We start from the raw sequence: 14,916 nt of genomic DNA, 5'->3' as shown, positions 1-14,916 counted from the left end.
GCATTATTAAAGAAGCCATTAGAGAAGATAAAAAGAGGTTTGTATGCTAAAAGAAACCATAGATACAAATTCAAGCAATGAGAATTATGCAGATCGCTTTGCTTTGCCAGTTGCTGAGGCAGAAGAAAAAACTGAAACGACGAATCAACAACAGATAGGAAATATTCAACAGGCCATCAATTTAAATATCGATGCACAACAAGCCTCACATCATTTACTTAAACAAATGAATTCGGTTTTTTTTAATGAAATGACGGATGATCAGGTTCTTTCGCCCGAAACTGCTGAAAAAATCGAAGATTGGTTATCTCAACACAGCATTTACCAACTTGAAAAACTCAATGAAACAGCCAAAGCGCATTTTTTATATCAAGGAATTACTTTTGCGGTTTATGGTGAAAAATCGGGAATTGACCGCACCATACCATTTGATTTAATCCCACGTGTGATTGCCAAGCAACAGTGGAACAAGGTTGCAGCAGGCTGTACACAACGTATTCAAGCCTTAAACCTATTTTTATCGGATATCTATAATCAACAAAATATTTTAAAAGAAGGTTTAATCCCAGCAGTACAAGTGCTTTCTCATGAAGCTTATCAACCAGTGATGATGAATCATCGCTTGAATGGAAATATTTACAGTCAAATCAGTGGAATTGATATTGTTCGGGACTGCAAAGGTGAGTTTTTTGTCTTAGAAGATAATCTACGTACGCCTTCAGGTGTGTCCTATATGCTTGAAAGTCGTAAGATGAGTCAAAAACTTATGCCTGAATTATGCAATCAACACGTTGCCAATATTGAGTTGTATCCACAATTGTTGCGTGATGTTTTGGCTGAAAATTCAAAAGTAGATTGCCCAACAATCGTGGTTTTAACACCAGGGCGTTATAACAGTGCCTATTATGAACATTCATTTTTAGCAAGGGAAATGGGTGTGCCATTGGTGACATCACGTGATCTTTTTGTTGAAAACGACAAGGTTTATGTGAAAACTATCCGTGGACGTCAACAGGTTGATGTAGTTTATAGGCGTTTGGATGATGGTTTTTTAGACCCATTAAGCTTTAGACCTGATAGCACTTTAGGTGTTGCAGGGCTGATGTCTGCTTATTTAAGTGGAAATGTGGTGATTGCCAATGCCCCTGGTACAGGCGTTGCAGATGATAAGTCGATTTATCCCTATGTGGATCAAATGATTGCTTATTATTTAAATGAAAAACCAATCTTGTCCAATGTACCGACGTACCAATGCCGTGAAGCTGAAGCTTTGGATTATGTTTTGGCAAATCTGGATCAATTGGTGGTAAAAGAGGCTCAAGGTTCAGGTGGTTATGGGATGCTTATCGGTCCTAAAGCAACTGAACAAGAAATTGATCTATTTAAAATGAAGTTAATGGCTTCACCCTCTGCGTATATCGCTCAACCCACCTTAAATTTATCTGTTGCACCAACACTAACTTCCCAAGGAATTGCTGAACGTCATATTGATTTACGACCATTTATTCTCAGCTCACCAGAACGCATAGAAATTGTTCCAGGTGGCTTGACTCGTGTTGCGATGCAACAAGGTTCACTGGTGGTCAACTCATCACAAGGTGGTGGAATTAAGGATACATGGGTAATTGATGAATATTCAATTTAGCCCCACCTTCAAATAATCCCAGCCAAAGGAGAGCAAACATGATTTTACTCAGTACCAATGCACAGAATATATTTTGGTTAGGGCGCTATTTAACCCGTATTCAATATTTATGTAGTCAATTTCCATTTAAAACCAATGAATTGGCTTTAGACTATGCACATGCTTTTTGTTTACCAGCATTTGATGCAAGTTCTTTAAATGAATTGATTTTAGACAATGAGCAACCTGCATCATTTCATCAGCATTTTTTATGTGCCAAAAATAATATTCATGATTTACGTGGGGTGATTTCAGCACAGTCCTTTGCCGAATTAAATCAGTTATTACAACAGGCAGAGCAAAATGCTGGTTTTATTTGTGATGTTTGTGAAGAATGTAATGATGTTTTAGAGGCAGAAGATGATGAATTGTTGTTTCTATTTTTTAGTTTAGGGCAAAAAATGGAACAATTTGATCGTCAATTGCGTCTGAATCAAGATAAATCAGTGACTTTGACACAATTGAATCATTTGATTGATCGTTTAGATCAACATGGTATGTGTAGTTTGCCTGAAGTTTGGGAAGAACTAAAAAACCAGCCAGACCGTATGAATTATTATCATTTTAGTGACCATATTGACTCATTATTTGAATTGGATCGCTTATGAAACTGATGATTAATCACCAAACGCATTACCAATATTCTGAATGGGCAAAAAATAGTATTCAGTATATCAAGATGACACCACAGTCTAATTTGCATCAACAAGTGACGGGTTGGCATGTCAGTGTTCCCGGTGAAAAACACATTAAAAAAGATGCCTTTGATAATGTCTGGTTGACCAGTTCACAAATTGAGCCTTATCAACAAATGTCCATTATGGCGCAGGGGATTGTCGATATTAATGTAGACAATCAATTTGGTATAGAAGATCAGGTATCACCTGTGGTTTTTTTACAGCCAACCACTGCAACCTTGTGTAATACAGAAATGATTGCTTTTGCTGAACAGTATATAACGCATAAGCGTTGGGCAAATTTCCAAAAATTAGCAGAAGCTTTGTTGCAACATATGCCTTATATCAGCGCAAGTACCACAGTAACGCATACCGCAATGGAGTCTTTTTCAGCACGGCAAGGGGTATGTCAAGATCATAGTCATGTTTTGATTGCGATGGCGAAAGCATTGGGGGTACCAGCTCGCTATGTTTCTGGTTACTTATATGTAAATAATCAATCGCATTTGGCGAGTCATGCTTGGACAGAGATATTTTTAGACGGTAAATGGCATGTTATTGATGTCAGTAATCAATTATTCCGCCCAGAATCACATGTCTATGTGGCGATTGGACGCGACTATTGGGATGTTGCACCCGTTCGTGGAGTAAGAGAGCAAGGTGGCACTGAAACCATGTACTCTATTGTTCAAGTGCTTGCATGTTAGTGGTGGCAATGGTAAATAGTGTGAATAATTGCAGAATGTGATTAATCTCAAATTTAGTTGTATAGGTAGTTTCATGACGTATTGCTGTGCTTTAAGACTCAAACAAGGTTTAGTATTTATTAGTGATACCCGAACCAATGCTGGAGTCGATCACATTTCTGTATATCGAAAACTTTATACGTTTGGGGTAAAAGGCGAACGCTTTATTTGTATTCAAACTTCTGGCAACCTTGCAACGACACAAGCGGTGATTGGGCATTTAGAAAATCATTTGGCACTTAAGCAAGAACCCAATTTGTATAGTGTGAATACGATGTTCGAGGTTGCAGGATTGGTTGGGCAAACCCTACGCAAAGTCATTGCAGATGTCACTGAAGATACTCAAGAGCAAAGTAATTATTATTGTAGTTTGTTGGTTGGTGGTCAGATCAGTGGAGAGGAAATGCAGCTTTATAATATTTATCCGCAAGGTAATTTTATTTCTGCAACCAGTGATACGCCTTATTTCCAAATTGGTGAAAGTAAATATGGTAAACCAATTTTAGATCGTGCCTTAAGTTATGATATGCCTTTAGATGAAGCGTTACGTTGTAGTTTAATTTCATTTGATTCGACTTTACGTTCAAATGTATCTGTTGGTATGCCATTAGATGCGATGATTTATCTTAAAGACAGCCTAGAGGTACCAAAAGGCAAGCGAATTAACGACAGTGATCCTTATTTTCAACACATCAGCAAACAATGGTCTGAAACTTTAAAGAAAGGTTTACAAGATTTACCTAAACCGACTAATGATTATTTTGAATAATACTGTATGTGCTTTAAAGCGAGTTTAATCTCGCTTTTTTTTATATTAAAAATTATAAAGAGGTCGCATAAATTCAATTCTATGTTTCTTTTATTCTAAAATTTATATCGAGACAATTGACTAGGTGGATCATGATTTACTTTGTGTTTTTAATGATAAATGTATATTAAACCACTGTTTTAAATTAAAAAAATTAAAGAGCACGGTTGCTATGTATGTACTGTAAAGCAATCCGAATAAAAAAATGATAAACAATTAAATTATAAAAAGTTAAGGCTTGTATGTTCGCAAATAATTGTTTATAAATAATGAAAGTTAAAAAATAGAAGAATTACATGACTTTTCAATTATGCTATGCAAGTAAAACAACTTCACCCCATCATCAAATACTCAATGATTTAAGAGATATTTTAGGTGAAGCGAGAGATTTTAATATACTTCATCAAGTTCAAGGCGTTCTGTATTTTGCAGATGAGCACTTTTTCCAATGCCTAGAAGGTGAGGAAGTGGTTATCTTACATGTGCTGGAAAAATTGTATAAAGATCCAAGACATCATCAAATCAAGTTGTTTAGAGCAGGTCATGTTGATCAAGGGCATTTTTCTCAATGGTCTATGAAATACGTGCGACGCAATAGCAAAATTCAACAATACTTCGAGAGTAAGGGCTATAACCATTTTCGCCCATTAAGTTTAGATGAACAGGATATCCCGACATTACTTAAACTACTCTATGAGATTGAACAGCCAGAAGAATTTGTCTGAAATTTGAAAACTCTTAAAAAATCCAAGCGATGGCTTGGATTTTCATCTTGAATCGAGAACGAGTGTTTAAAGTTTTTTACGGATAGGGCGAGCACTCATACGACAGAGTAACTCATAACCGATCGTACCATTGGCAGCAGCCACATCATCAACCAAACGATCTTTGCCCCACAGTTCAACGACTGTACCTAGCGGTGCATCTAAGCCAGTGACATCAATTGCGATCATATCCATTGCGACACGACCAATGATCGCTGTCATTTGACCATGGATGCTGACATAGTTTTGTTGAGGAAAAGCACGCGGATAACCATCCCCATAGCCGATTGAAACAATGGCGATATCCATTTCATTTTTTGAGACAAATGTAGAGCCATAACCTACAGATTCACCTGCTTGAATATGATTGAGTGCAATGATTTCAGCGGTAAAGCTCATGACAGGTTTGATGTCTAGTTCAGCAACGCTTCGATCTGCAAAGGGAGACGCACCGTAAAGCATGATACCTGGACGTACAAAATCAAAATTCAGTTCAGGCCATTTAAAAATAGCAGCAGAATTGCAGCATGAGGCCAAGATCGGTTCACAAGCAGCTTTTACTTGTAAGAATTGATCTTTTTGTTGTTGATTTAATGGGTGATGATCTGCATCCGCATTGGCAAAATGCATGGCCAGCACACAAGTAAAGCCTTCTGCTTTGAGTGATTGAATCACTTCAATAATTTCAGCAACCTTAAAACCCAATCGGTTCATACCGCTATTGAGTTTTACCCAGACTTTTAAACCTTTGTCGATATAGTGTTTTTTATGTGCACGTAACCAAGTCAATTGTGGTTGATGATGCACAACGACTTCAAGATTATTTTCAAGAACACTAATCATTTCATCAGCGCTGAAAATACCTTCGATAAGGGTAATCGGTTGTTGATAGCCTAATGCTCGAATCTCTAAGGCTTCAGCAAGGCAGGCGACACCAAAGGCATCAGTCGCATTTAAGGCGCCTAAACAGTCCTTGACGCCATGTCCATATGCATTGGCTTTAACCATACTGACAATTTTAGCGGTTGGTGCAAGTTGTTTGACTCGGTTTAAATTATATTGCAGTGCTTCACTGTCAATATAAACTGTTGCTTGACGCACCCTAGTTACTCCTGAGGAATGGCAAAGATTGAATAATGCTGAATCGCATAAATAGAGATAAAAACCTAACTTTAAAAAGTGCAGCTTTAAAACGCTAAATATTGTAGTCCTATCAGCTCTAAATAAACATAAACATTTGTGTTTTGAATGGTTTATTGATTTTGTATCGATAAAATTTTTGCTAAGCGTCTTGCACATAATTTGTAAAGATATTGCACTTTATTTTTTAAATAAAATCGTACATTTTATATTTAAATTTAAGGATTTATTTCGGAGGGTGTATGGGAACATGGTCACATGAACCATTTGGAAATGATACTGCAAGTGATTGGGCCTATGAGTTTGAAGAGCAAGATGGGCATGTTGTCATTGAACAAGCTTTTGATGAAATGATTGATATGGCAACCGAAGAGTTTATCGACGCAGATATTGGCTGTATTGCGCATGCTGCGGCTGATGTTTTAGCTAAATCATTTGGTGAAGGGATTGAAGAAAATGAATATTATCCTGAACCTGTAGAAAAATGGCTTGAACAGAATAAAAACAATGTCAATTATGCGCTTATTCCCAAAGCATTGACTGCATTATTATTATTGACCAGTGAAAACTCTGAATTGGATGAGCTTTGGCAAGATTCAGATGATTATGATGAATGGACTAAGAATATTGAAACGTTGAGAGAGACTTTAAGTTCCAAGATTTGAAGATTAAAATCTCATCTCAACAGCAGTGTTAAATGATGCTAACTCTATTGATTAACATTATTCTTCATCTTGATATTGCGCATAATACTCAGGCGATAGATTACTAAAGCGCGTGTATTGACCTTCAAAGGCTAAACGCACAGTCCCGATCGGGCCATTACGTTGTTTACCAATGATAATTTCAGCTGTGCCTGCTTCTTTCGACTCTTTGTTATAAACCTCATCACGGTAAATAAACATAATTAAATCGGCATCCTGCTCGATTGCACCTGATTCACGTAAGTCGGACATTACCGGACGTTTATTTGGACGGTTTTCCAGAGAACGGTTAAGCTGTGACAGTGCAATAACAGGGCACATCATTTCCTTGGCAAGGGCTTTTAAGCTTCGTGAAATTTCACCAATCTCACCAACACGGTTATCACCCATGCCTGGTACTTTCATCAATTGTAGATAATCGATCATGATACAACCCAGCTTGCCGCCATGTTGTTTGGCAATACGTCGTGCACGTGCCCGAAGTTCCGTTGGTGGCAGTGCAGATGAATCATCAATATAAAGATGTTTTTCTTGTAGCTGTAAAATGGTTCCTGTGACTTTAGACCATTCATCGCCATCAAGTTTACCTGAACGTAAATGCCCTTGATGGACTTTACCGTATGCTGAAATGAGACGCATGGCGATAGAGTCTGCTGGCATCTCCATAGAGAAAACCAGTGCTGGAAGATCACAGTTAAATAACACACTTTCCACAAGGTTCATGGCAAAAGTTGTTTTACCCATCGACGGACGTGCAGCAACAATGATCATATCACCAGCTTGCATACCAGAGGTTTTATTGTCTAACTCCATAAAACCTGTGGTTAAACCAGTGATATTGCCTTCCATTTGAGAAAGTTCATTTAACTTATCAAAAACGTCTGCTACAACTGAGGTAATGGCTTTTGGCCCTTGTGCTTTGGCATTATTATTATGTTGTTCTGCAATAGAGAAAATATTGGTTTCAGCAAGATCTAGAATTTCACTGACTTCACGACCTTTGGTGTCATAAGCATTTTGCAGGATTTCATTGCCCACTTTAATCATGCTTCTTAACGTTGAAAATTCTTTGATTTTGCCCGCATAGGTTTCTAGGTTATAGAAACTTGAAGGTGAATCTGACATCAATTGCATTAAATATTCTTCACCGCCAATTGCATCAAGCAAGTTTTGCTTAATCAGCCAATCGTTGACTAAAACTGCATCATATGGAGAGTTTTCTTGTGCCAGTTTTTCGATTGCACGGAAGATATATTTGTGACGTGTTGCATAAAAATCAGTTTCATTCAAAGTATCACTGACTTGTTCAAAAGACTCAGCAACCGTCATCAATGCAGCCAGTACAGCTTGTTCAATTGCCAAGTTATGAGGAGGCGTACGAAACTCTTTTAACTGAGCATTGTCTTTGTTTTTTGCATCAGTGCTGAAGGGATTCTGTTGAGCTGTGGCAGTTGCCTGAGACATATAAAACCTTGATTTTTAAATCGTGCAAAAACATTATTTACGTAATGTATGTGTGTACTGAAGTACTCACTTATCTTAATGCAAAATACTAAAAGTATCTAACAGTAATACCGATAAGTAGGGGAATGAATCAACTAGAAACAATTTCAGCTGATCCGAGGTAAAATTTAAAGATAAAAAAAGAGCATACAAAAGTATGCTCTTTTTTTCTGCAAGAAATTACTCAGATACGATAGTAACGAGAACTTCAGCAGTAACATCATGATGCAATTGGATTGCGATGTTAAATTCGCCAGTGTGACGAAGTGCACCGTTCGGTAAACGAACTTCAGCACGGTCAACAACAAGACCAGCATTTGTTAACGCGTCAGCGATATCACGAGTACCGATTGAACCGAATAATTTACCTTCATCACCAGCTTTCGCAGTGATAACGATGTTTACTTCGTTCAATTGGTCAGCACGTGCTTGAGCAGCAGCTAAAACTTCAGCTTCACCTTTCTCAAGTTCTGCACGACGAGCTTCAAATGCAGCAGTATTCGCTTCAGTCGCTGCAACTGCTTTACCTTGAGGGATAAGGTAGTTACGGCCGTAACCAGCTTTAACTGAAACTTTATCGCCTAATTTACCAAGGTTTTTAATGCGTTGTAATAAAATAATATCCACGGCTCAACCTCACTTATGATTGTCAGTGTAAGGAATCAACGCTAAGTAGCGAGCTTGTTTAATAGCAAGCGCTAATTGACGTTGGTAACGAGCTTTAGTACCTGTAATACGGCTAGGAACAATCTTGCCGTTTTCAGTGATGTACTGTTTTAAAGTGTCGATATCTTTGTAGTCGATGTACGTAACGTTCTCAGCTGTAAAGCGGCAGAACTTGCGACGACGGTAAAAACGTGCCATTGATGTTCTCCTTATGCTTCAACAGAATCTTGAGCTTGTTGTGCTTCTTCACGTTGAGCTTTACGCGCACGTTTTTCTTCAGCACTCTTAGCGAGTAAAGATTCTTCAGTGATTGCGTTTTCACGACGGATAATCACGTTACGAAGGATTGCATCGTTATAACGGAACAATTCTTCTAATTCATTAAGCGTAGTTTGGTTACATTCAATGTTCATTAAAATGTAATGCGCTTTATGGATTTTGTTAATTGGGTAAGCCAATTGGCGACGGCCCCAATCTTCAAGACGGTGAATTTGACCTTCAGCATCTTTGATGTGAGAAATGTAGCGTTCTACCATTCCCACAACTTGATCGCTTTGGTCTGGGTGTACCAGAATTACGATTTCGTAGTGACGCATTGTCAGCTCCTTACGGTTTATACAGCCCCAACCTTAAAAAGATTGAAGCAAGGAGTCACAATCAGCATAAACTTTAAACAACAGTTTAAAAGCCAGTAGATTGTGCCGCAAAAATTGCGAGCGCCTATTATAGGAAAGTTTGTGCGCAAACACAATTTAATATTCAAATATTTATTGGAATAACCACTAAAATTTTACAGACCCGAGATTGAATTTCATCTTGTAACTATTTAGATTGAATTGGATTGAAAATGAATAAAAATATGGATCGCTAAAATGACAAACTACAGTACTGAAAAACTTGAAACCATTGAGTCTTATATTGAAAACCCTACACAAGACTTCTACTTTGATGTTTTTGATGGTCGTTATGACATTGTCATGGTGGTGGATTGGAGAGAAGAGGATGATGCAATTATTGGCTATTGTGAAAATATTTTAGAAACTGGACAATTGTCTGCTGAACTTGAAGATGCTGAAAATCAACAAGGTTTTAGCATCACAATTCATTATGGTGAAAAATCATTGTTGATTCCTTATCAAGGAGAAGGTGCTGATCGTGATACCACACTACGGGCACTCAGTGAAATTTTACAACCTGAGTATGAAATCCGTTTCTGTAAAGCTTCTGATGGTTCCGACACATTAGAATTTATTCCACTTCCGAAAAAATTATGGCATCAACTGGATATGAAATATGCGGGAAAAATGGATGCCTTATTTGCTCGGTTTGAGCATGATTCTGTTTTTTTTGGAAGTTAATTGGGGCACTCAATTAGACGTTAAATTGAATAAAAACGTGAATTTATTGATTAGATTAATTCATGATTTATTTTGTGGTAATAAAAACACCACAAAACCCTTAAAGTTTGGATCAGTATCAAATTTAAGTTGCTGATCCCATTTACCATGTTGTACCAAGCCAATTTTATAAGGCAGTTTCAATGTTGAAGCCTTGGTTAAATAAGTCTGATAATTTGGAATAGTCGTAGTGCCTTGATAGGTTTGAATCACCATTTCATCAATATTTTCTCTAAATAGCCTAAGTGTATCTGGATCACGCAGATTGGCCCAATCCATCAAACTGGTGATGCTGAGTTGATAATGCTGTGGTAACTGCTTTCTAAGCTGTTGTAGAAATAAGCCATATGCTTTTAAATTTTTAGTTGGTGCATCAAAGTCGATTTGAATACCTTGAATGTGATTGCCTGCGCTTTCCCACTGTCGGACGCGTTGTAAAATTTTTTCTATTTCAGTGCCTTGCCAATTTAAATGATGATTTCGAAAAACTAACCATACTTTCTGATGTGGAATTTTAACCACAGAAATGCCTTGTTGGATCAAGATAGATTGGTTGGAATTTTTCTCCAGCCTAACTTCACCTTGTAAAATATAGATTTCCTTAGCTTTGCTTAAATAAGGCGCAGACTTGATATTTCCCCAAATCCAAAAGGCATCATAGTCATTCGCATTGACCTGATCTGAGACTGTTGCGGATTGACTAGGTTGACACGCCATTAATCCTAAACAACATTGGATTGTCAGTAGAACCGAGAAAATCTGTTTAAGCATGAATCAACTACCAATAATATTTTAAAGATTTTGCCCATGTGGTATTTGGATAGTCACGTTTAATTTGTGCGTACCATTGTTTGCGTGTGGATTTTGTGGCCTCTTTTCCACCACAGACATTTATACTACTCGGCGAATAACACATAACAGCGCGATAAAGTGCATAAGCTTGTAATTCACTTTTAGAATTGGATTTAATAATTTCTTTATAAACTTCACCACGACTAAAAGTTTCACCTGTAAAGGCATTTTTCGGCTGGCTAAAACTTGGACCATAGTAATAGTCACCATAAAAACTTTCTAAAGCAGTGCCTTGATTACGCATATATTCGCCTAGGCATAAACGATAAGTTAAATTTTTTGGATTTTTTTCTAAGCCAGCTGTTAAGGTGCTTAATTTAGGGCATTTGAGCGTTGGTGTAATTTCATGACCATTCCAAACAAAAACTTCGAAGTGGGGTTCTGACTTATAAGCTTTAATTTTGCTGTTGTATGCTTTGTATTCTGAGGCATCTTGAGGTAACCATGTGGTATAGGCTTTATTGAATACCGCATAGTTTTGACTCATTAAGCTTTTATCTAATAATGTATATAAAGCCAGATTCTTTTTATCAGCTGAACTGTCTTTGGCAGTAATGATACTTTCCAAAGCTTTGACATCGGCAATTTGAGTAATGAATGCTTTCTGTAAGCTTGTTTGTTTGATTTTTGAATGATTTCCTAAAAAGGCACTTTGGTTATTGGTATTTTTATAGTGAATCGCTAGGGCGACTTCTGCCAAAGCTTTTTGATAAGGATTAGCAGAAATTGCGAGTAAATGGTCCCAATATTGTTCAACCAGATTTTTATCACTACTTTTTTCAAGAATGACCCCTTTAAGCGTATATTGGCTGAGTTCTAAATAATTTTGAATGGAATTAGGTTTTTGTTTCGGTAAATAATTTAATGCATCTTGCGGTTTTTTCTGAATAAAATATAAATGAACGGCTTGTAAATAACGGAACAACTCAGGTTGCTCCTTAAATACAGGTTTTTGTGCATTTAACTCGGACCAGCTAATTGGCCGGTACTGCGTAGAATCATTCTGACGCATATACATCAGATCATAGATGGCTAAAAAGAAGGGATCGTTGAGTGTTTTTGCATTGAAGTTTTCTAAACCAAATACCTTGCGATCTATTTCGGCCGCCAATGTGGACATATCGAGATTGTAATAATCTGATTTTGGGTGATCCATCTGCCAAATCATCTCTTTGACTAGCGCATCTTGTTGATTGGCAATCCAGTAGCCTCGGCGTAAAAAGCCTCTAGCACTGGCTACGTATTGACCTTTAGGGTAAAGCTTAAAATAATCAGTAATGCGATTAAAAAAAGTTTTAAGAAGTGCTTGATCAACTTTCTGAGTATCTAAATCACCATAAGTTCCTAATGACTGGCTATACAACTCATTTAATGATGTGCGGATGAGCATGTATTGAGCTGTTTCTTTTAACCAAGGGTCATCAACTTGACTTAAGGCTGTAAATATTTTAGTTGCTGAGGAATAGTTAGCTTTGTAAAATAAAATGATCCCATTTAAATAAGATGCATACTGTTGAGCGGACTGTGTCCATTGCGCATTGACCTGAATCAATGGAATAGTTTGTTGACAATCTTTAATCTGATTTCGTTGTTCTAACAAGCTGCCTTTTTCGTCTTGAGATATTTTCTTGTGATTTGAAACTTGTTGAAGAAAAACTTCAGCACCAGATTTGAGCGTTATACAGCGCTCATCATAGACGTGATCGTTTGCATCATAAAAAGCACGTTTGTTTGGAATTTTATTTTCAGATGCTTGAGTTAATTCGGTAGGGTAAAAAGGGACTAAGCCACTAGACGTATCCCATAAACTCATTTTATCAACTTCAAATGCTTTGATACTTGCTAAACCTTTGTCACTTAGCAGTAGCATCATGTTGGTTCTATTGTCATTGGCTGGATAGAGTATGGGGAGATTTAATATACGATATTGATTGTTGTTTAGGTCAAAAGTTGGTGATGCGATTTCTTCTGCAGCGCCAGCAAAGCTAGAAGTTGGATAAACTACCAAAGGTAAACCGATAAGAAGGACATATTGCAGTGTTTTATTTTTAAAAAGCATAAAGTGCCTATCGTTATAATAAAAATTTTAATATTTTAATTTTATTTATGCAGATAAAAAAAAGATAGAGAGAACTCTATCTTTTTTTAAAACAGTGGCAAATGAGGTGCAGGGGAGACATAACTAAAACTAAAGCTCACACTGAGCGCTGTAATTAGAATGACGGAATACAAAAAATATTTTTTTGCCCAGACCTGATCATTTTCAGCTTTAAATCCAATAATTGATAAATATACCCAATAGGCACATAAAGCATTAAAGGTAATAAGGAAGAAAATGTTGGTATAGCCAAAACAATACAATCCATTTAAAACTGCAGCAAACAGAATAACGTAAATTAAACTTTCAACTTTCGTGCGAAAAATTGAACGGGCTACAGGTAAAATTGGAATATTTGCATTTTTATAATCATCAAATCGATAGATTGCAATTCCCCAAGAATGTGGCATTTGCCAGAGTGCATAAGCTAAAAAAATCAGCAAAGCGGCAACATCAAATCCGTTAGAAACAGCAGTATATCCAATTACAGGAGGGCTTGCGCCAGAAATACTTCCAATCACAGTTTGGTGAATGGTAGTACGTTTACTCCAAAGACTATAAAAAATCACATACACAACAAAGCCGAGTACAGCAAAGCCAAATGCGTAGGCGTTGACAAAAAACCACAACAAAGCAAAGCCAATTAAACCGAGCACAGCAGAAAAAATTAAAGCAACTGTTGGGCTGATGGTTTTTTTGACGAGCGCACGATTCATTGTACGTTGCATTTTTTGGTCAATGTCTTGGTCAATGACATTATTCACCACACAGCCAGAGGCAACGACAAGCGTAGTGCCTAGTAATGTGATGAGAAGTAAAAGGAAATCTACAGAACCTTGAGCGGCTAAGAAAAAGCCGCCCAAAGTGGTAACGAAGTTACCAAAGAGAATTCCTGGCTTAGTCAGGAATAGATATTTTTTCAACATGACACCCTAGAGCATCATGTTTGAATGTAAGTAGTTCATGATCCATACAGAACCAATTAATAGAACTGCAATCGTCAGAATCGTATAGATGAATGCAATCACATTCCAGCGTTGTTCAGAAGATGAATTCATGTGCAAGAAGAAAACTAATTGTACAAGAACCTGAGCAATCGCAGTGATCGCAATCGTTGCAACAACTGCACCACCAGTCATTCCTTTCATCACCATCCCGAAAGGGATGATGGTCAATACGACAGAAAGAATGAAGCCGATAGAGTATTGTTTGATGTTTCCGTGCGAAGCACCAGCAGCATTATGATCATGACTCATTATAAAGCTCCCAGTAAATAAACTACGCTGAATACACAGATCCAAACGATGTCAAGGAAGTGCCAGAACAAACTTAGGCAAGCAAGACGACGTGTATTTGGAACAGTCAAACCATTTTTCTTGATTTGAACCATTAACACGATCATCCAGACCAAACCAGATGTTACGTGGATACCATGCGTACCTACAAGGGTAAAGAACGCAGATAAAAACGCACTGTGGCTAGGACCATGACCAGCGTGAACTAAATGATTAAACTCATAAAGTTCCATACCGATGAATGTTGCACCAAAGAGCCAAGTGATAATTAACCACATAAGCACTTGGTTGACATTTTTCTTGTAAGAAGCAAGTACCGCAAAACCGAAAGTCACAGAAGAAATCAAGAGAGCAAAGGTTTCAACAAGTACGAAACCTAAAGACTCACCAAATAACTCTTTTGGACTTGGAGTACCAGGCGGAATATGACTGCTTAATACAGCGAACGCGATGAAGAGTGTACCGAATAAAATCAAGTCACTCATCAAGTATGTCCAGAAACCAAAGACGGTGATGTCTGTATCATCGTGATGATGATGTTCATCGTGTCCGTGGTTGTCGTGATGAAGTACTTCAGCCATA

17 protein-coding genes are annotated in these 14,916 nt (G+C 37.4%); 7 read left to right on the top strand and 10 right to left on the bottom strand.

All coding sequences use genetic code 11. The annotated features are described in order from the left end of the window. The first annotated feature begins 43 nt into the window (after positions 1–43). The 5 genes from AS4_RS13170 (at position 44) to AS4_RS13150 (ending at position 4,640) form a co-directional block, all read left to right on the top strand. Positions 44–1,645 carry a circularly permuted type 2 ATP-grasp protein gene (locus AS4_RS13170; protein ID WP_096734429.1) on the top strand — a complete coding sequence of 534 codons (1,602 nt, stop codon included), beginning with the start codon at positions 44–46 and terminating at the stop codon, positions 1,643–1,645. A 38-nt stretch (positions 1,646–1,683) separates the two neighbouring features. Next, the gene (locus AS4_RS13165; protein WP_004822456.1) at positions 1,684–2,292 is read left to right on the top strand and encodes an alpha-E domain-containing protein; all 609 of its coding nucleotides are present in this window, start codon (positions 1,684–1,686) and stop codon (positions 2,290–2,292) included. Continuing rightward, positions 2,289–3,068 carry a transglutaminase family protein gene (locus AS4_RS13160; protein ID WP_096734428.1) on the top strand — a complete coding sequence of 260 codons (780 nt, stop codon included), beginning with the start codon at positions 2,289–2,291 and terminating at the stop codon, positions 3,066–3,068. The genes AS4_RS13165 and AS4_RS13160 overlap by 4 nt, the downstream gene beginning before the upstream one ends. Positions 3,069–3,141: 73 nt before the next feature. After that, positions 3,142–3,876 (top strand): proteasome-type protease, encoded by a 735-nt coding sequence (locus tag AS4_RS13155; protein WP_004822453.1) that lies wholly within the window; start codon positions 3,142–3,144, stop codon positions 3,874–3,876. A gap of 335 nt (positions 3,877–4,211) precedes the next feature. Further along, a complete protein-coding gene (locus AS4_RS13150) occupies positions 4,212–4,640 on the top strand; it encodes a BLUF domain-containing protein (protein WP_096734427.1) in 429 nt (142 codons plus the stop codon). Between the two features lie 66 nt (positions 4,641–4,706). Here AS4_RS13150 and alr read toward each other — a convergent pair whose 3' ends face one another. Continuing rightward, positions 4,707–5,780, bottom strand: coding sequence for an alanine racemase (alr, locus tag AS4_RS13145; RefSeq protein WP_096734426.1), 1,074 nt, complete (start codon positions 5,778–5,780; stop codon positions 4,707–4,709). A 281-nt stretch (positions 5,781–6,061) separates the two neighbouring features. On the opposite strand from alr, the gene AS4_RS13140 reads away from it, so the two are divergent. Beyond that, entirely contained in the window at positions 6,062–6,484 is a 423-nt protein-coding gene (locus AS4_RS13140; RefSeq protein WP_004719330.1) for a DUF4259 domain-containing protein, read from the top strand. A 57-nt stretch (positions 6,485–6,541) separates the two neighbouring features. Here AS4_RS13140 and dnaB read toward each other — a convergent pair whose 3' ends face one another. From dnaB to rpsF, 4 genes are all read right to left on the bottom strand, one after another. Continuing rightward, positions 6,542–7,987: a replicative DNA helicase gene (gene dnaB / locus AS4_RS13135; protein ID WP_004719332.1), complete on the bottom strand. Its 1,446-nt coding sequence runs from the start codon at positions 7,985–7,987 to the stop codon at positions 6,542–6,544. A 219-nt stretch (positions 7,988–8,206) separates the two neighbouring features. Continuing rightward, the gene (gene rplI, locus AS4_RS13130; protein WP_004719333.1) at positions 8,207–8,653 is read right to left on the bottom strand and encodes a 50S ribosomal protein L9; all 447 of its coding nucleotides are present in this window, start codon (positions 8,651–8,653) and stop codon (positions 8,207–8,209) included. A gap of 9 nt (positions 8,654–8,662) precedes the next feature. After that, the gene (gene rpsR / locus AS4_RS13125; protein ID WP_004719336.1) at positions 8,663–8,890 is read right to left on the bottom strand and encodes a 30S ribosomal protein S18; all 228 of its coding nucleotides are present in this window, start codon (positions 8,888–8,890) and stop codon (positions 8,663–8,665) included. Positions 8,891–8,901: 11 nt separating this feature from the next. Next, positions 8,902–9,288, bottom strand: coding sequence for a 30S ribosomal protein S6 (gene rpsF, locus AS4_RS13120; RefSeq protein WP_004719337.1), 387 nt, complete (start codon positions 9,286–9,288; stop codon positions 8,902–8,904). Positions 9,289–9,564: 276 nt separating this feature from the next. Between rpsF and AS4_RS13115 the strand changes: the two genes are divergently transcribed. Further along, the gene (locus AS4_RS13115) at positions 9,565–10,050 is read left to right on the top strand and encodes a hypothetical protein (RefSeq protein ID WP_096734425.1); all 486 of its coding nucleotides are present in this window, start codon (positions 9,565–9,567) and stop codon (positions 10,048–10,050) included. Between the two features lie 60 nt (positions 10,051–10,110). On the opposite strand, the gene AS4_RS13110 is transcribed toward AS4_RS13115, so the two are convergent. The 5 genes from AS4_RS13110 to cyoC form a co-directional block, all read right to left on the bottom strand. Further along, positions 10,111–10,860, bottom strand: coding sequence for a DUF3142 domain-containing protein (locus AS4_RS13110; RefSeq protein WP_096734424.1), 750 nt, complete (start codon positions 10,858–10,860; stop codon positions 10,111–10,113). A 7-nt stretch (positions 10,861–10,867) separates the two neighbouring features. After that, a complete protein-coding gene (locus AS4_RS13105) occupies positions 10,868–13,000 on the bottom strand; it encodes a hypothetical protein (protein WP_096734423.1) in 2,133 nt (710 codons plus the stop codon). A gap of 86 nt (positions 13,001–13,086) precedes the next feature. Then, complete coding sequence (cyoE, locus tag AS4_RS13100; protein WP_004719345.1) at positions 13,087–13,965, bottom strand: heme o synthase; 879 nt, start codon at positions 13,963–13,965, stop codon at positions 13,087–13,089. Between the two features lie 6 nt (positions 13,966–13,971). After that, complete coding sequence (cyoD, locus tag AS4_RS13095; RefSeq protein ID WP_171066910.1) at positions 13,972–14,298, bottom strand: cytochrome o ubiquinol oxidase subunit IV; 327 nt, start codon at positions 14,296–14,298, stop codon at positions 13,972–13,974. After that, on the bottom strand, positions 14,295–14,915 hold the full coding sequence (cyoC, locus tag AS4_RS13090; RefSeq protein ID WP_056512630.1) for a cytochrome o ubiquinol oxidase subunit III: 621 nt from the start codon (positions 14,913–14,915) through the stop codon (positions 14,295–14,297). Before cyoC ends, cyoD begins: the two co-directional genes overlap by 4 nt. Position 14,916: the final 1 nt, after the last annotated feature.

Source organism: Acinetobacter guillouiae, from assembly GCF_002370525.2.
GTDB classification, from domain to species: Bacteria; Pseudomonadota; Gammaproteobacteria; order Pseudomonadales; family Moraxellaceae; genus Acinetobacter; species Acinetobacter guillouiae.
The sequence above is the reverse complement of the archived record's forward strand: the minus strand, read 5'-3'. Positions and strand labels throughout refer to the sequence as shown.